Raw genomic sequence first — 16,899 nt, forward strand, 5'->3', positions numbered from 1 at the left:
CAGATGATAAGGGTTAAACTTAAAGCCTGGACGGCCTCCTTTCGCTTTCCAACTTTCCAATCGGGTTACCAGCCAACCCTTCCAGTTCCACCACCGTCCACGATCCAGGGGATACTCTCAGCAGCAAAGGGAGAACCGGTATATCTAACGAAACTCCCATACGTCGGTTACATCTTTAAGAGCAACGGTACCGCCATCGACCTCGAGAGGATATACGCCATTGGAAAGGTTCAAACGGATGTGATAAAGCGAGAGTTCCTCCATAATGCAGAACTCTACCTCTACCTGCCGGATGAATGGGCAGGCTACTTTAAGAAACCAAAGTACCAGCTCCTCCTCGGCCGTTCCAGTGATATAGCGACGGTCGAAGAGGTAAAGCGCACAGAACTGGAAGAAGGCAGGGCACCTTTAAGCGGAACCCTTGTTCCAATTGAACTCGGGATCCCGGGAATAGTGCACGCCCTCGTCGTCGAATACGACTACTCAACCGTTCCCAGAAAAGCAAGTATTGTGAAGCCCTTCGTCGTTCTGCCCTTTGAAAAGAGGGGAAGACCCATAGAAACACTCTTCGATCCGGAGCTTGGAGTCGGCGTTTATCTCCACAGGTGGGGAGGATGAAAGTATGCTTCGCCAAGTTTAATCCCCACGACTTCCTCGAATGCCATGTAAACGACGCAATAAACGTCCTCAAAAGTATCAAATCCTCTTTTAAGTGGCTGGAGGATATTTTTCCGGATGTATGGAAGCTTTCCTTTTATTCCCTGCTCCTCCATGATATCGGAAAGTGTGCGGCCGGTTTTCAAAGGAACCCCTTGAAATGGGGATACAGGCATGAAATCCTATCCGCCCCCTTTGCCTCTTTCCTCAACCTCCCCGGGGATGATAAAAACCTGATAGCCCTGTCTGTACTTACCCATCACAAAACGCTGGACGAACTTGAGGGACTCCTTCCAAGCGGGGAGCACAGGGTCGAATTCGAGGAAAAAGTTGAAGAACTCTCAAAAAACGCCCCCTATTTAGAGGAAGCGTTCTTTCCAAGGGTTCCATACTGGGAGCTTTACTTTTTTAGAAAGAAGCTCGGGATTTTCAATCTACCAAACAACTGGATCGAAGTGGTCAGGGAATATGATTTCGACAGCCTTTTGGACTGGTACGACAGGAACGTGGAGAACTATAGAAATGAGCTTATCCTCATGAGGGGCCTTCTAAACGCTTCCGATCACCTTGCCTCTGCCGGAGAGCTTGGAATCAACCTTCTACCGGATGTAAAGAGCACAGTGGAACTCCGGATTCCGGAGGAAGGGTGGAGGCCCCTTCAAAGGGAGGCATGGAAAACGGAAGGAAACCTGCTGCTCAGGGCCCCAACCGGTTACGGTAAAACGGAGGCTGCCCTTTTATGGGCAGATAGAAACGCCAGAGGGACTAAAAAAGGTATTTCAAGCAGAATATTCTACGTTCTGCCCTATAAGGCGAGCATAAACGCCATGCACGAACGCATGTTGAAGTACTTCAAAAGCCCAGAACTGGCGGGGGTGCTTCATAGCTCATCGACATACTATCTTTACGCCTCGAATCTTGAATACCGGCGCCTCTCCAGTCTGTACCGGAAAATGTTCACGCCTTTAAAGGTAACCACGCCATTTCAGGTTATGAAGGCTTTCTTTGGAGTTGGATTCTTTGAGATGGCCCTAACTGAGCTCACAGGTTCCCTGTTAATATTCGACGAGATTCACGCCTACGAGCCGAACGTTCTGGGAATAATCATGGCGATGCTTGAAATCCTGAGGGGATACGGGGCAAAAACACTGATAATGTCCGCAACACTTCCGGATTTCATTGAGGAGCTATTTTCGGAAGTTTTGAGTCCACGGAAGCTGATAGTTTCCCCCGGGGAAGCGGACGACTTTACGAGGCATAGGGTCAGGATCGTTGATGGAAGCATCGAAGATAATCTCACGGAGTTCGTAGAGAAGATCAAGAGCGAAACCCCTGCATTGATTGCATGCAATACAGTCGATCGGGCAATGCAGGTTTACGAAGAGTTAAGTCGGGACTATCGTGTCATGCTCCTTCACAGTCGCTTCACATACGGGGACAGAGAGGAGCTTGAGAGGAAACTCAAAAGCAACCTGGCTGATTATGACTTTGTTGTGGCGACGCAGGTGGTTGAGGTTTCTCTGGATATAAGTTTCAGAACGATACTGACGGAACCGGCCCCGATGGATGCCCTGATTCAGCGCTTTGGGAGGGTGAACAGGCAGGGATGGAGGGACGGGGTAAAAGCCGATGTGTACGTTCTAACAGAGGGCTCTGAAAAGGATGAAAAGGTTTACAGTCCCTACGATGTTGTGAAACGCAGCGTTGAGCTTTTAGAAGGGTTAAACGGAGAGGAGCTGAGAGAATCCATAATTCCAGAGCTGGTTAGTGAAGCATACTCTTCCGTAAAAGATCGGATAGTTGATGAGGTGTCCCGGAAGAGGAAAATTGCCTTCGAGCTTTTTGAAAACCTGAAGCCACTAAAAAGAGGTGGAAGCGAAGAGGAGTTTTACAGGATGTTCAACGGTCTTGAAGTCGTCCCGATTGGGTTTGCCGGTGAGGTCAGCGATTTAATCGATAAGGGCAGGGGTATCGAGGTGAACCGCTATCTGGTGCCGATTCCCTACTGGAAGTTCTTTGCATTGAAGAACAGCCTTGGAGAAGTCTTCAACTACGATAGGAAACACCGTCTGATTATAGCCAACCTGAAGTACAGCCATGATCTTGGACTTCTTGATGAGGTTGAAGAGGAGGAGATCCTGTGATTGCAGATAAATCCCTCACAGGTAGGGTTGGAACGGATAAGCGTCGGAGTTTGGAGGTGGCCTATCCTGAAGAAGATCTCCGCATCCGCGGCATAGAGATAAACTACCTCTTCGTCTGCCCCACGAAGCTCTGGTACTTCTCAAGGGGCATCACAATGGAGCAGGAAAGCGAATACGTCGATCTCGGCAGGTTCCTTCACGAGAGGAGCTACTTCAATGAGGAGAAGGATGTGAATATCGGCTTCATAAACATCGATTTCATCAAGAGGGGCGACATCGTTGAAGTCCACGAGGTCAAGAAGGGTAGGAGCATGGAGAAGGCCCACGAGATGCAGGCGCTCTACTACCTTTACTACCTCAGGAAGTTCGGAATAAACGCTAAGGCTTTCCTGAACTATCCAAAGCTCAGGGAAACGAAGGAGCTGAGCCTCGAGGGAAGGGAAGCTGAGGTGGAGGAAGCCATCCGGGAGGTTGAGAGGATAAAGTCCCTGCCGGAGCCTCCCGCTCCCGTAAAGAGAAGGGCGTGTAAGAAGTGCGCCTATTACGAACTCTGCTGGGTGTGAAAGATGAGGAAGCGCTCGATAACCCTTCTTTCGGATGGAACCCTCTTCAGGAAGGAGAACACCCTCTACTTTGAGAACGCCCGTGGAAGAAAGCCCCTCGCGATAGAGGGGATCTACGACATCTACATCTACGGCCACGTGAACGTAAGCTCGCAGGCCCTTCACTTTCTGGCCCAGAATGGCATAGCCCTTCACTTCTTCAACCACTACGGCTACTACGACGGCTCCTTCTATCCGAGGGAAAGTCTGCACTCCGGCGATCTGGTCGTCAGACAGGCTGAACATTATCTTGACACGGCAAAGCGCCTGAAACTTGCGAGGCTTTTCGTCCGGGGAAGTGCGCTGAACATGGAGAAGAATCTAAAGCGCTGGAAAACAGATGGCGACTTTTCCGACCTTTTGAGGGAACTCCTCGAGGAACTCGAAGGGGCGGAAAAGCTAACCGAGGTCATGAACGTCGAGGCGAGGATACGGGAGGGCTATTACTCGAGGTGGGACGAGCACATGCCCGAGGGGTTCAGAATAGTAAAGCGATTGAGGAGGCCGCCGGGGAACGAGATGAACGCCCTGATAAGCTTCCTAAACTCGAGGCTCTACGCGACGATAGTTTCGGAGCTCTACAACACGCAGCTGGTTCCGACGGTTAGCTACCTTCACGAGCCGGCCGAGAGGAGGTTTTCTCTGGCGCTCGACCTGAGCGAGATCTTCAAGCCCATAATCGTCGACCGCATCGCCACCAGACTGGTGAAGCAGGGGATAATCGGGGAAGAGCACTTCAGGGAAGAGCTCAACGGCGTTCTGCTCAACGACGAAGGGAAGAAAAGGGTCCTAAAAGCCTTCAACGCGGAGATGACGGGCAGCGTAAAGCATCCAAAACTCGGGAAGAACGTTACGAAGCAGCGCCTGATAAGGCTCGAAGCCTATAAACTAATCAAGCACCTCGTTGGCGTTAGGGAGTACGAGCCGCTGGTGGCGTGGTTTTAAGGCTGTTCAGTAATATCTAAACACACTGGAATTTTCCTTTTTCAGACCGGTGAGCAGTTGCAGGACATCTTCCGAACCGTAACGATTGCAGTGTGTTTAGTTTTTTCTAAACATTTTACGTTTCCTAATAAACACTTTTTAGCGAAAAGCTTATTAAACCTTACTTTCCATTGTTATTGAGGTGATTCCATGTCGAAGTATGAAGGGATAGTGAAAATGCTGAGGTTCTTCGTCCAGACGAAGAACTTCGGCTACGTGGACAGAATCGGGAACGCCCTGAACCCTGAATCCGTGGAAGTGGCACTTTTTGAAGCCATTAGAGCCTTCAGGTCCATAAGGGAGAGTGCATCCGTCGATAGTGAAGGCAGAAGATACGTGGAGAAGGAGGGCAAAAAAATCCCTGTACCGGGCATTCCCTCTGAAGAGGAAATCAAAGCTTTTCTCGAGGATGTGCGTTCTGATGTGGGGGTTGCCAAGAGGATCTCAACGCTGGCTCTCGCGTATCCCTCAAAGAAGAAAACCAACGGAGGTGATGAATGATGTTTTTGAGCCTTGGGGTTAGGTTTGAGGCAAACGTGGAAGCCCTGAACATGGTGGAAACGGCCGGCAACTACGGGAAGCACAGACGCGTCCCGTACCTCGTGGAGGAGGATGGAAAACTTAAGACCGTTTACGTCCCGGCAATAAGTGGAGAAAGCCTGGCACATGCCTATCAGGAGCATCTCGTCCGGGAGGCCCTGTCGCTTAACCTTCCCGTGTGTGATGACTGCAGAAAGGGAGAATTCTTCAAGTCCATGAACAGGGTCCACCTCCAGAAGAAGGTCGATCCCATCCCAGACGATCCTAAGAGGATAGAAGAAGCCATAGTGAAATCTTGTGTCGTCGAGGACGTTGGGGGATTTCTCTACGCTGAAAAGCCACCGGTAAGAAGAAGCTCTGCGTTTCAGGTCAGCTACGCACTCCCCGTCAAGTCCACGGCACTCTTCGCCACGTCCGAGCCTCAGCTTCACGCGAGGCATGCGCAGATGGATGCTTCAAGCAAAAAGGGCAACGCCTCGGAGCAGATGATATACTACGTCGAAACGGGCACGGCACTTTACGGGTTCACGTTCAACCTCGACCTCGACGCCATCGGGGTGAGCGCAATAACTGCAGAGCCGATACTCGAGAAGGAGGATATAAAAGCGAGGCGCGAAGCGGCCCTCAAATCCCTCTTCAGAATGCTCTCCTCCTCGCAGTTCGGGGCAAAGCTCTCGCGCTTCTTCCCTGTGGGAGGCATAACCGAGCTCGTGGTTACCGTTACGGAGCACCCCTTCGTGGTCACATCGCCGATATACGACGACTACGTTGAAAAGACCCGGAGAAGGCTGGATGTCCTGAAGGGCTTCAACGAATCCACATATTTAGCCACCACAGAGGACGGGAAGGTCCCGGAGGAAGTCCTGAAGGAAGTGATCGACCACCTGAATGACGGGGAAACCCTCTGAGGTGATCCCCTTGACCAAATTTTTTAAGGTCACCCTGCGGCCTACGGGGATAATAGCCCTCCGCTCCCTGCCCCAGAGCAAGATGAGGATGGCACTGCGCTACGTTCCACCCACCACGCTGATCGGTGCCGTGGCCTACCCCCTCCTCCACCAGAAGGGGAACAGAAGGGAGACGATCTACGAAGGGAAAACCTTCAGAAGCGCCGCGGAGGAGGTCCTGAACCTGTTCACGTGGGTAACCGTGAAGACGTCTGTAAAGCCCATGCTCTACGGTTCGCTCCTGAAGATCAACACCCTGTACCGTGGAAAGGCCCAGAGCGCCGTCACCTCCTTTCCCTTGGGGGTTATGTACGGTGCATTTAACCCGGAGATAACTGCCGTCTACCTCCTCAACGAAGAGGCGCTCTCTGGGAGCAGTTACAGCCTGAAGGACATTGAAAGGGCCCTCTGGGGGATAACAAGGCTCGGTTCGAGGGAATCGGTTGTGAGCGTTGAAGGGGTTGAATCCGGAAAGGCGAAGATCGGGGAAGCCAGCATCGTGGAAACCTCCTATGCGTTCCCCTTCAGGAGGGTGGAAGTCGAAGGGAGAGGAACCCTGCAGTCGGTGGTGGAATGGCGCTCTGGAATAGGGGAGCACTCAACGGCAAAGAGGATGGCGATGTTCTATCCTGAGGGTAGCGTGAAGGTTAGGGGAGATCTACGCACTGCAGAGGTTGAGGGGGAGGTGCTGATCCTTGATTCTTGAGGCGATCGAAAACTATCCCTACGAGGGTCTTACCCGGGAGTTACTGTCCCTTGGAATGTCATGGGTCGTTATGAACGCCGGCCTCGAACCCGATGGTGAGGAGATGGCGGATTCCCTCGAAAACGCACTCCGCTCCCTGGGGGACAGGATGAAGGCGCACACGTCAAAGATGGGCAGGAACGATCGGAGTTCCTATGATAATCTCTTCAGGGCGTGGTTCAACAGGGGAGCCCCGGAAACCTATGGTGAAGTTTTCGAGCTCGTGATAAGGGAGACCGTGGAACTGCTCCGCAACGGCTCTCTGGACCCGGAGGAATCTTTGAGGGCATTTAGAACCGACAGAAGGGGAATCTATCTGGGCGTGGAATACAACGGGGAGATGGCACTGCTTCCGGCAATAATCAAGCAGCCGGAATATTACGAACGCCAGAGCACTTTCATGCTCCCCACGATGGGTCAAATGGCAAAGATCCATCTCGATCCCCTGTGGCTCTCCCTGATGGCCGTCGGATTTTTCACGGCCTTCGCCGGCTCCATTGGGGGTATGCATTACCTTATAACAAAACCGGGAATCGAAGGTTTCTGGCCCTATGACGTGGAGGACATCGTTGAAAAGGGAATACTGCCGGTAACCGGGGCGGCCATCAGGGGAAGGGTTGCCTTCACCACCGAGGAGCTTTACGAGATGAAGCTCGCTATGAAGCTGGTTGAGGATAACGCGAGCATACCCGAGGAGGTTTATCCCCTCACACTGCATTTACATAAAAAGCCAGATCGACAGACAAAAGTTTACACCGAACTCAAGACAGTCCAGCTAAACCTCTCGGGCCTGAACGGATACTTCAGGGCTTACATAGATAGAATCGGGGGAGCGGGTATCGGAGGAACTCCGATAACGATCGAGCTCAAAGAGCGGGGCAAAACCGTAAGGAAATACCCCCTGTGGGCCCTCGTGGACGTTGCTGAGAAAGAACTGCAGAAGAACGTAAGCGGTGATGGAGAGATGCTCGCTTACATCTTCGTAAAGGACCTTTACAGGGCGATAAACAGCGATAACAGAAAGCTGATCGAGGACACCATTTTCAGGCTGTTCCGTCAGGGAAGGGGTCTCCTGGAGGGGAAGGGAAGCGGAAGTTACGAGCTGAGAAAGGTTCTCAGAGGGTTCATGTGGGAGGAACACCTGAGGGTGTTGGTATGAAAGCCTACCGGGAGGCTCTTAAAAGACTGGCGGAGGTTAAGGGGTTCAAACCCGAAAGAAGGCCCCTCCTGGAGGAGGCTTTTGATTTTTTAACCTCCAGCGATAGACCTTTCCTCATACTCAACGCACCCACGGGCTACGGTAAGACACTCCTGAGCTTTGCACTGGCCCTGCATTCCCTTGGAGATGCCTCCCTCTTCGACAGGGTGATACACGTTCTGCCGATGCGTTCGATCATCGAGGACATTCAAAGGACCGCGGAGGAGACCTTCGGCTTCTCGAGGACAAAGATGATGGGCTCGAGCGGTGAGTTCCTCCACCTCTTCCCTCTCAACATAACGACTGCCGATACCTTTACGTGGGACCTTTTGAAGCTCAACACAAAGAAGAGACACCGGATAAAGGCGGGAAAGGAGTTCGGATACGATTATCTAACTCAGGCTTCAATTTTAACCTCGCTGGTGATCTTCGATGAGGCCCACTTTTTGCTCGAGGACGAATCCATGGTGACGGCCTTCGACGCGGTCGTTGATTTTCTTACTTCCAACGGGGTTCCGGTTGTGGTGATGACGGCCACCCTCTCGAGGGGACACCGTGAGCTTTTTGAGGGGTACGCAAAAAAGAACGGTTACGATTTCAGGATTTTGACTCCTAAGGAAGGGGATCCCTTCATAGAACGTGAGCTCGGGAAGGAGTTCTCAATAAGCTTCGCCAGAGATGATCACCTGAAGTTTGTGGATCCAGAAAAGCGGAACGCCGTGATAGTGAACACGGTTGACAGGGCGATTAAGCTTTATGAAGATGCCAAAAACGACATCGGATTAGGGCGCGAGAAGGTACTCCTCATCCACGGCAGGATGACACCGGGCCATAAGAGAAGCGTGATAGAACGCCTCAGGGAGCTTAAGAACGGGGAGTTCCTCCTCATCGGAACCCAGGCCATCGAGGCAGGGGTTGATTTCTCGGCGGATGTGATGGTTACAGATGCAGCGCCCATAAACTCCCTCCTCCAGCGCTTCGGAAGGGTGGCCCGGCACGGTGGGGATAAGAAAGGAGAGATCATAATAATCGATGCTCCCCCACAGCCCTATTCAAAGGAGAAGGTGGGGACCACCCTAAAACTCCTGAAAGAAAAGGGTATTCACCCCCGCGTTCCCGGAACCTATCAGGACATCGTGAGTGCGGTTCATGGAGAAAAGCGTAGCAACGTTACCAGAATCATCGACAGGAGTCACAAGGCAAAGCTTCTAAACCTCATGAAGGCTCCGGAAAAGAGGGCCCCCGATGTTCTTAGCGTTATCGAGACCATGATGGCTGAGGGAAAACCCATCATGAGGAGCTTTTTGATTCCCCTTTCAGTCAACGGCGAAATCGTTCCCATAACTCCAAAGAAACTTCTTGAGCTCTATTCAAAGGGTTTGCTCAGCGTCGAAGGCTCCGGGAGGGAGATCAAAGACCTCAACGATGCGTACCTTGTAGCCAAGGACATCGCCCTCGGTAGAGATATTAACGTTGTGTTTGTGGGAGAATACGATCGGGAGCGTGGGATAGTATGACGGGATGCGCGTTTTTTGAGAAGGGGGAGTGCATCGAAACCATGAAGGAACACGTCACCAGAGGTCTCGAGCTCATTGATAGATTATACCTCCAAAGGAACTACGGTTCCCTGATCGGCAGGATTGTGGGTGTAACGCCCGAAGAAGCGGAGACCCTCCTGAGAAAGGCCTACGTTCTTCACGATGCCGGCAAGTGCCTCGAGTTTTTCCAGAAGCGAAAATCCAAGTTCCCTTTCCATGAGTTCTACTCGGGAGTAATAGCGATGGAAGTCCTGAAAAAATTCGGAGAGGCCGGCAGAGTTGCATCGGTGGCGATAATGCTCCACCACCACGACTGGGTCAGGAGTAAAACACCAAAAAAACCACCAGACCTGAAGCTCGAGGAAACCTGTCGCCATTTACTTGAGGAGCTGTCCGGTGAGAGTATTCCCGGGGAAATGAACTGGGTTGAGCCGGTGAGATTTCAGAGTAATGTTAAGGGGATTCTTCAAAAAAACCTCCGTGGCGTCTACGCATTCCTGCTTCCGATCACCGTGGCTGACAACTACGCCGCGGCCTGCAACAGGGGTGGAAAGGGAAGTCTCCTCGGCAGGGAGATCTTTGAAACGCTCTCCGTCAGGGGGTGGGAGGTTGCTCGTTGTCTTTCCGGTGGGATTCGATGAGAAGTTCATAATCCGTGCCCTCGTGAGAAACAGAGAGGATGACGTTACCGGGTTAAAGGAGGGAGACAGGCTGATGGCCATACTGCCCGAGGGATACAGGAAGGAGCAGAGAACATTGAGCGCGCTTCAATCCATAGAGAACATAGCCGTCCCCATAGTTGGGGAGGAGGGTTTAATACGTCTCGAGGTTCCGGTGGATGGGGAGGATACGGTCCTCTTCATAAAGAAGGGTCTCGAGGAGAACATGCCATCCGACAGGATCGTACTCGCGGTTCTCTCCGGAGGGATGAGGCCGCTTTTGGTCTCAACGTTACTGGCGTTGCTAACTCTGAAGGACGCCCGGGTAATAGTTGAAAGTGATTTCGAGAACCTCTCGGGATACATCTCCATCGAGCTCGGGGCCTTCCTCGCACCCAGGAACAGGAGGTGGGAGCACATACTCTGCGGACTTTTAAGAAACGAGAGCGTGAGAACGATATCCGAGAAAGTAGGACTCTCACCCGCCACCGTCAGCAACGAACTGAGAAAAATGAGAGAGCACCATCTGATAAAGACCGGAAAGCTAAACGAACGCGTCCCGAGATACGTCATTACGAGGGCTGGCAGGCTCTATCTGAAGCTAATGGAGGCGGAATGTGAGGGACCTTAGGGGACTCCGGAGTAACCACCGAAGAGTTGAAAGTCAGATGATGTCCTCGATCGGGTTCTTTTCCTTTCCAAGAACTTCCTTCCGGGGCATGGAGCGGAGCCTGTAGATAACAACGGAATCCTCTTCATCGATTAAATCGCGGAGGCCTTCCCTTATGCGCTCGAACTCCGCCATGGTGACTTCTCCCTCGAAGACGCTGTTCTGAACCCAGTGCAGATGCCGACGCAGGAACTTTTTAACCTTATTAACCCTCGAAACGTTGACGTCGTAAACGATGATCACGTACATCAAGGGAATATTGGTGTACTTACGTTTAACCTTTTCGAAGGTTTTTCGTTACTCGCTTTGAGAGGTTCTTATCGGGTTTGGGGTTCTGAAGGAGGTTCTTTTTCGATTCTGGGGTTTTTCAGGAGTCTGGAAGTCTTTAGTAATGAAAAGTTATCATCTAACAGAAAGTTATAAAATTTTAAGTTTTTGTTACGAATTTTTTCGAAGTTCTGGGAGGAGGGCTTTCAGGGGAGCTTTTATGCATTCTCCCAGTGGAAATCGTGTCTTTTTGATTTTTGAGGTGTTTAAAGGTTTTATTTTTGTTTTACTCCTCTCGGAAAGCTTGGGAAGTCTCGTGGACGTTTTTGTTCATGGTGAAATCCGGGTTTTTTAAAGGGTTCAACGGTTCTGGGAGACCACACGATGACCCGAATTGGGGGCTTTTTAGGGAGTTTTTATTGACCCTTCACCGAAAGGCTTTTATAGTTCCGGCTCTCATATAACGTTGTTAGGAAAATGGGGCAAAAATCCGGCCTGTTCCAATAAGACTCTAAGAGAATTGAAAGTCGGTCTATGTACGACGTCAAAATATATATAGTTTTGTTCCAATAAGACTCTAAGAGAATTGAAAGGAGCCTTCCGGAAATCCCTCTCCTTTGTATACTTCATTGTTCCAATAAGACTCTAAGAGAATTGAAAGTCCCCTCCTTCCGTCGGAACCTTATAACTCAAGGAAAGTTCCAATAAGACTCTAAGAGAATTGAAAGACCGTCTCGAGAATAAGCACGGCGTGGAGCTATGTAAGTTCCAATAAGACTCTAAGAGAATTGAAAGACTACCATCACTATACCGGTTATAATGGCGTTTCCCGTTCCAATAAGACTCTAAGAGAATTGAAAGTGGCTCTAGCCTATAATCCCCATCCTCGACGATAAGGTTCCAATAAGACTCTAAGAGAATTGAAAGGCAAGCACAAGATAAGAGTATAGCTACTCCTGATATGTTCCAATAAGACTCTAAGAGAATTGAAAGCAAAGATAAGCGGAGATGGTGCGGGCTTTATGATGCTGGTTCCAATAAGACTCTAAGAGAATTGAAAGGAATTCTTGAAACACTCAAAACGTGGTTTTCGACAAGTTCCAATAAGACTCTAAGAGAATTGAAAGTATGTGTTCTTTTTCCGTCCTCGTAGAATCTAATTCGTTCCAATAAGACTCTAAGAGAATTGAAAGGCAATGATAATATTCCAGATTGCCTTAATTCCGGGGCGTTCCAATAAGACTCTAAGAGAATTGAAAGAATAAACCCGAATGACCTATACCCCCACTACCCGAAGTTCCAATAAGACTCTAAGAGAATTGAAAGAGGGGGGCCGTGGTTACCTCGAGTTAATAGACGCCGGTTCCAATAAGACTCTAAGAGAATTGAAAGCGACTAATGAACTACATCGACGGCATGGAGGTTATTGTTCCAATAAGACTCTAAGAGAATTGAAAGGTAACTTTTTAGAGACAGTCCGAGGTGGTGCGCAACGGTTCCAATAAGACTCTAAGAGAATTGAAAGCGCTTTTTTTTATGTGGCTTTTTAGATGCTCTTAACATCGTTCCAATAAGACTCTAAGAGAATTGAAAGCCAAAGTGGCTTGCTAAGGAATATGAAAAGATATCTCGTTCCAATAAGACTCTAAGAGAATTGAAAGAGGAAATAAACATTCTGTTTATCTTCATAGAGGGTATGTTCCAATAAGACTCTAAGAGAATTGAAAGAGGTATATGGGGAGTATACAGTCTTAGTTGAAGAACTGTTCCAATAAGACTCTAAGAGAATTGAAAGGTTATCTTAATTTAATATAGGATATTAAGCTTATGGCGTTCCAATAAGACTCTAAGAGAATTGAAAGTACTATGGCTATGTAGTCGCTAATTACTTTTATCTCCGTTCCAATAAGACTCTAAGAGAATTGAAAGGAAAGCACACCCCCGTATAGCTGCAAAAGTTATAAAGTTCCAATAAGACTCTAAGAGAATTGAAAGTCATCAATAGGAAGAGATTTCCAATCGTCCAAAGGAAATTTATCATCGTTCCAATAAGACTCTAAGAGAATTGAAAGAGATCATGGGGGATAATATGGTATTCGTCGTTAAACTGTTCCAATAAGACTCTAAGAGAATTGAAAGAGCTCTCTTATAGCGTTCTCTACTTTATATGTTGGGGGTTCCAATAAGACTCTAAGAGAATTGAAAGTTATAATAAAACTTCACCATGCTACCGTGGTGGTAGTGTTCCAATAAGACTCTAAGAGAATTGAAAGATAAAATAAGATAAACTATAAAATTAACGCTTAAGTTCCAATAAGACTCTAAGAGAATTGAAAGCTTTCCTGGTGATTGGCTCGATCGCAATGCTCGCAATGGTTCCAATAAGACTCTAAGAGAATTGAAAGAGAATTAGTCGTTAGTTGAGTTGATGCCCTCGCTTTTGTTCCAATAAGACTCTAAGAGAATTGAAACGTGGTAGTGAACTTAAGGGAAGCAGGGAGGATAAGGGAAAGTTCCAATAAGACTCTAAGAGAATTGAAAGGCGATTTCGTCATATATCTTTATGCTTTAAAGTTTAAGTTCCAATAAGACTCCAAGAGAATTGAAAGGGCTGGTGGATTGAACCGGCCGTCAATAATTTTCTTAAGTTCCGATAAGACTCTAAGAGAATGGGGGAACTTTAAGGGGGGAGTGGGGGATGTTTCATCCCCCCTTCCAATAAGACTCTAAGAGAATTGAAAGTAGGGCAATGCGTTTCGCTCATTTTTGTGCTGTTCTACTGTAATTTAGCATCGTTTGGTACAAGAGCTACCTCCAATTGAAAGGTGCACCGGGAAAAACTCTAAATATCTCTTCCCTTGAATAGTTTTGGTGTTGGACATGGAACTCTATGACGTCAATGAGTTCTGGAAATTTGACCTTAGAGTTGGTCTTGTTAAGAAAGCTGAAAAGTTAAGGAGAACTAAAAAGCTCATAAAGCTCGAGGTAGATTTTGGAAGTGAACAGAGGACTGTAATCACCGGTTTAGCAGATCAATACGCTCCAGAGGAGCTGGAAGATAAAAAATTCATTTTTGTTTTAAATTTAAAGCCCAAGAAACTTTCGGGGATAGAAAGTCGGGGAATGCTTGTAGTTGCTGAAAGTGAAGATGGGAAGGTTTACCTCCTTCCGGTTCCCGATGAAGTGCCGGTAGGAACGAAGGTGTGGTAGATGCTGTTTGGAATCGCCGGGGTCCATCCATCGTGACACGTTACAAAAACCTCCGGAGGTTTTGAGGTGGTACCATGCTGAAATGCACGTCATGTGGAAGACGTTACCCCTTAGGGGAGCCGTATCAGAGGTGTGAATGCGGGGAACCTCTGGAGCTTGAGCTTTTTAGGGGTGCTCCCGGTAGGGGAAGAAAGGTATGGGAGCGCTTTTCTCAATTCTATCCTTTCGAGCTTGATCCGGAGTATAGCCTCGGTGAAGGTGACACCCCCCTCACGAAGGCGAAGCGCCTCTCAGGAGAGCTCGGCGTTAAGCTGTATCTAAAAAACGAGACCCTCAACCCGACATGGAGCTTTAAGGATAGGGGAACTTATCTGGGCATCCACAGGGCCCTCCAGTTGGGGTTTAAAAAAATCGGCACGGTTTCAACGGGCAACATGGCGGCCAGCGTGGCCGCTTATGGAGCAAGGGCCGGGCTTGAAACCTACGTACTCGTTTCCTCAGGTATAGCGGAGGAGAAATTAAAGGCTCTCGCCCCTTATGGAGCAAAGGTCATCAAGGTCCGTGGAGATTACGGCGAGCTCTACTACAGAAGTCTCGAAATTGGCAGGGAAAAGGGGATATACTTCATAAATTCAGACGATCCCTTCCGAATTGAAGGATACAAGAGCATAAGCTTTGAAATAATCGAGGAGGTCACTCCGGACTACGTTGTTGTGCCGACGTCTTCAGGGGGTCTTTTCAGGGGAATCGTGAAAGGGTTTTTGGAGCTTAAAGAGAGTGAAATCATTGAAAAACTTCCGCGTTTTGTCGTGGTTCAGGCAAAGGGCTGCTCTCCGATATGCGGGGCATTTGAGAAGAAAAAAGAAAGGGTAGAGAGGTTTGAAAGTCCCCGTACCATAGCCCATGCCATAGAGAATCCGTATCCACCGAGTGGAAACGCCGTTTTGAGGTTGTTGAAGGAATTCAATGGACTTTGTGTTACCGTAACCGATGAAGAGATTCTAAAGGCCCAAAAAGAGCTTGGTGGGGAGGGGATCTTTGTCCAGCCGGCCTCTGCTACTGGAATAGCTGCCATAAGGAAACTCGTAGCGGGAAAAATTGTGGAAGAAGGGGCAAAAATCGTTGATATCCTCACGGGCGCCGGTTTAAAGACCCTGAGCAGTGTTAAAACCGCAGAGGTGAGCGAATGTGATCTGGACTCTCTTGAAGCATGCTTTCAGTGAGGGAATGAAAAAACGTTAACAGCTTCAGCGTGGTGTCTCACGTGAATCCAGTTCTGGATCCGGAGGAGGAAGATAGAAATACCGGAAGAGCCCATAAACAGGGCTTTTGGAACCGTTTCGGGGGGACGTTCTAACCTTTTTTAGCCAGTTCGAGTGTCATCCCTACACGTAAAACAGCATCCCATCGTAGGCAACGAGAACCTTTCCATCGTATTTTTTCCTCACGTATTCGTCGAGTTCTAAAAATGGGAGGTTCTTGTGGGAGATATGGCTTAACACGGTCCTCTGGGCCAGTTCGAGGCCGATTTCAGCTGCCTCGTCGACGTTATTGTGGTAGGGATCATCGACGCCGGGGCCGTAGGTGGAGTCCACTACGGCAAGCCTGAGACCCTTCTTTTTCAGCAGTTCGAAGGTCTCATCGGGAAGCCCTTTGGTGTCGTAGAGGACCGCCACGCTTTTGTTATCTTCCTCTATCAGGTATCCGAGGGTTTCTATCTGGTGATTGAGCTTTAGAGCCGTTATCTTAAGCGAATCCATCTCAAGCACGTCTCCAGCTTTGATGAACCTTACCTGAATGTTCTTCGGATCGTGGATCATCAGCCAGTCCGCGTTGCCCCTCGGCCCGTACAATGTCGTTTTCCTCGCCATCCACCTGAGCTTGTAAAGTCCGTAAATGTGATCGTGGTGCCAGTGGGTGAGGAGTATTCCCTCAAGTGGAACGTTTAAAACGTCCCTGATGTCCGTTCCAACGTCTATGAGGATCGCCCTTTTGTTTTTGGTGACGATTGCCAGGGTGGAAGGTTTCCGTTGTGCAAATCCAAGCTTACGGGCCTCTTCGCACGTTTCGCACGTGCAAAGGTGAGCCGGAATCCCCTCACTGCCCCCGGTGCCTATGAAGTACACTATCAATACCTTCACCACAACCGGAAACGCTAAGGGGTTATAAAGTTTCTTCCAAAAGGCATTTATTGTTCTTCCCTGAAGTTCCCCGGTGATGGGTATGAGGCGGAAGTTCATAGCCGACATGATGCTCGGAAGACTGGCGAGGTGGCTTCGGCTGTACGGTTACGACACGCTCTACGGCGTCGAGGAAGACGGGGAGATACTCAGGATTGCCCGCGATGAGGAGCGGGTCATCATCACCCGGGATTCGGGGCTCTCCCGGAGGGCGAAGAGTCTCGGTCTGGAGGTCATTCTGCTGGGCTCGAACTCGCTCGAAGGACAGGTCACAGAGCTTGAGGAGCACGGGGTTGAGTTCGGGGAACTGTCGCCGGCCAGCGCCCGCTGTCCAAAGTGCAACGGCCCCCTCAGGAGGGCCTCCGGCGAGGAGGTCAGGGGAAAAGTCCCCGAGGCGGTCTACCAAAAATACGACGAGTTCTACATCTGCGAAAAGTGTGGCCAGATATACTGGCCCGGAAGGCAGTGGAGGGAGATGGTGAGAATGGCTGAAAAGCTCAAAAACGCGAGGGGGGGTTAAAGGGGTAGGATGGCAGGCCACGGAGTGATAAGGATGAA

The 16,899-nt window shown here is 49.5% G+C and carries 16 protein-coding genes and 1 CRISPR repeat array; of the genes, 14 read left to right on the plus strand and 2 right to left on the minus strand.

Annotated elements, in window-relative coordinates; all coding sequences use genetic code 11:
• Positions 1 to 3 precede the first annotated feature (3 nt).
• The 11 genes from cas5b to csa3 all read left to right on the plus strand — a co-directional run bounded on the left by cas5b (position 4) and on the right by csa3 (position 10,645).
• A complete protein-coding gene (gene cas5b / locus A3L12_RS06425) occupies positions 4 to 618 on the plus strand; it encodes a type I-B CRISPR-associated protein Cas5b (protein ID WP_088882851.1) in 615 nt (204 codons plus the stop codon).
• Positions 615 to 2,801 carry a CRISPR-associated helicase/endonuclease Cas3 gene (locus tag A3L12_RS06430; protein ID WP_088882852.1) on the plus strand — a complete coding sequence of 729 codons (2,187 nt, stop codon included), beginning with the start codon at positions 615 to 617 and terminating at the stop codon, positions 2,799 to 2,801. The genes cas5b and A3L12_RS06430 overlap by 4 nt, the downstream gene beginning before the upstream one ends.
• A gap of 50 nt (positions 2,802 to 2,851) precedes the next feature.
• Positions 2,852 to 3,364 carry a CRISPR-associated protein Cas4 gene (gene cas4, locus A3L12_RS06435; protein ID WP_088883238.1) on the plus strand — a complete coding sequence of 171 codons (513 nt, stop codon included), beginning with the start codon at positions 2,852 to 2,854 and terminating at the stop codon, positions 3,362 to 3,364.
• Positions 3,365 to 3,367: 3 nt separating this feature from the next.
• The gene (cas1b, locus tag A3L12_RS06440; protein WP_088882853.1) at positions 3,368 to 4,348 is read left to right on the plus strand and encodes a type I-B CRISPR-associated endonuclease Cas1b; all 981 of its coding nucleotides are present in this window, start codon (positions 3,368 to 3,370) and stop codon (positions 4,346 to 4,348) included.
• A 189-nt stretch (positions 4,349 to 4,537) separates the two neighbouring features.
• Positions 4,538 to 4,888, plus strand: coding sequence for a type I-A CRISPR-associated protein Csa5 (csa5, locus tag A3L12_RS06445; protein ID WP_088882854.1), 351 nt, complete (start codon positions 4,538 to 4,540; stop codon positions 4,886 to 4,888).
• A complete protein-coding gene (gene cas7a, locus A3L12_RS06450; protein WP_088882855.1) occupies positions 4,888 to 5,835 on the plus strand; it encodes a type I-A CRISPR-associated protein Cas7/Csa2 in 948 nt (315 codons plus the stop codon). The genes csa5 and cas7a overlap by 1 nt, the downstream gene beginning before the upstream one ends.
• A 1-nt stretch (position 5,836) precedes the next feature.
• A complete protein-coding gene (gene cas5a / locus A3L12_RS06455; protein ID WP_232462877.1) occupies positions 5,837 to 6,580 on the plus strand; it encodes a type I-A CRISPR-associated protein Cas5a in 744 nt (247 codons plus the stop codon).
• On the plus strand, positions 6,570 to 7,778 hold the full coding sequence (gene cas8a2 / locus A3L12_RS06460; protein ID WP_088882856.1) for a type I-A CRISPR-associated protein Cas8a2/Csx9: 1,209 nt from the start codon (positions 6,570 to 6,572) through the stop codon (positions 7,776 to 7,778). The genes cas5a and cas8a2 overlap by 11 nt, the downstream gene beginning before the upstream one ends.
• Complete coding sequence (gene cas3, locus A3L12_RS06465) at positions 7,775 to 9,334, plus strand: CRISPR-associated helicase Cas3' (RefSeq protein WP_088882857.1); 1,560 nt, start codon at positions 7,775 to 7,777, stop codon at positions 9,332 to 9,334. The genes cas8a2 and cas3 overlap by 4 nt, the downstream gene beginning before the upstream one ends.
• Positions 9,335 to 9,375: 41 nt before the next feature.
• Positions 9,376 to 9,996, plus strand: a complete 621-nt coding sequence (locus A3L12_RS06470; protein ID WP_232462878.1) for a CRISPR-associated endonuclease Cas3'' — start codon at positions 9,376 to 9,378, stop codon at positions 9,994 to 9,996.
• Positions 9,965 to 10,645, plus strand: a complete 681-nt coding sequence (gene csa3, locus A3L12_RS06475; protein ID WP_088882859.1) for a CRISPR-associated CARF protein Csa3 — start codon at positions 9,965 to 9,967, stop codon at positions 10,643 to 10,645. The genes A3L12_RS06470 and csa3 overlap by 32 nt, the downstream gene beginning before the upstream one ends.
• Before the next feature lie 33 nt (positions 10,646 to 10,678).
• Here the strand turns inward: csa3 and cas2 are convergent, their stop codons facing one another.
• Entirely contained in the window at positions 10,679 to 10,933 is a 255-nt protein-coding gene (gene cas2 / locus A3L12_RS06480; protein WP_088882860.1) for a CRISPR-associated endonuclease Cas2, read from the minus strand.
• A gap of 515 nt (positions 10,934 to 11,448) precedes the next feature.
• Positions 11,449 to 13,693: direct repeats of the CRISPR family, unit length 30 nt; unit sequence GTTCCAATAAGACTCTAAGAGAATTGAAAG.
• 138 nt (positions 13,694 to 13,831) lie between these two features.
• On the opposite strand from cas2, the gene A3L12_RS06485 reads away from it, so the two are divergent.
• Both A3L12_RS06485 and thrC read left to right on the plus strand, forming a co-directional pair.
• Positions 13,832 to 14,161: a methionine--tRNA ligase subunit beta gene (locus A3L12_RS06485; RefSeq protein ID WP_088882861.1), complete on the plus strand. Its 330-nt coding sequence runs from the start codon at positions 13,832 to 13,834 to the stop codon at positions 14,159 to 14,161.
• Positions 14,162 to 14,235: 74 nt separating this feature from the next.
• On the plus strand, positions 14,236 to 15,384 hold the full coding sequence (thrC, locus tag A3L12_RS06490; protein ID WP_088882862.1) for a threonine synthase: 1,149 nt from the start codon (positions 14,236 to 14,238) through the stop codon (positions 15,382 to 15,384).
• A 162-nt stretch (positions 15,385 to 15,546) separates the two neighbouring features.
• On the opposite strand, the gene A3L12_RS06495 is transcribed toward thrC, so the two are convergent.
• Positions 15,547 to 16,293, minus strand: a complete 747-nt coding sequence (locus A3L12_RS06495) for an MBL fold metallo-hydrolase (RefSeq protein WP_088882863.1) — start codon at positions 16,291 to 16,293, stop codon at positions 15,547 to 15,549.
• Between the two features lie 85 nt (positions 16,294 to 16,378).
• Here A3L12_RS06495 and A3L12_RS06500 point away from each other — a divergent pair, with 85 nt between their 5' ends.
• Positions 16,379 to 16,861, plus strand: coding sequence for a Mut7-C RNAse domain-containing protein (locus tag A3L12_RS06500; RefSeq protein WP_232462927.1), 483 nt, complete (start codon positions 16,379 to 16,381; stop codon positions 16,859 to 16,861).
• Positions 16,862 to 16,899 lie beyond the last annotated feature (38 nt).

Source organism: Thermococcus sp. P6 (assembly GCF_002214525.1).
Classification (GTDB): domain Archaea; phylum Methanobacteriota_B; class Thermococci; order Thermococcales; family Thermococcaceae; genus Thermococcus.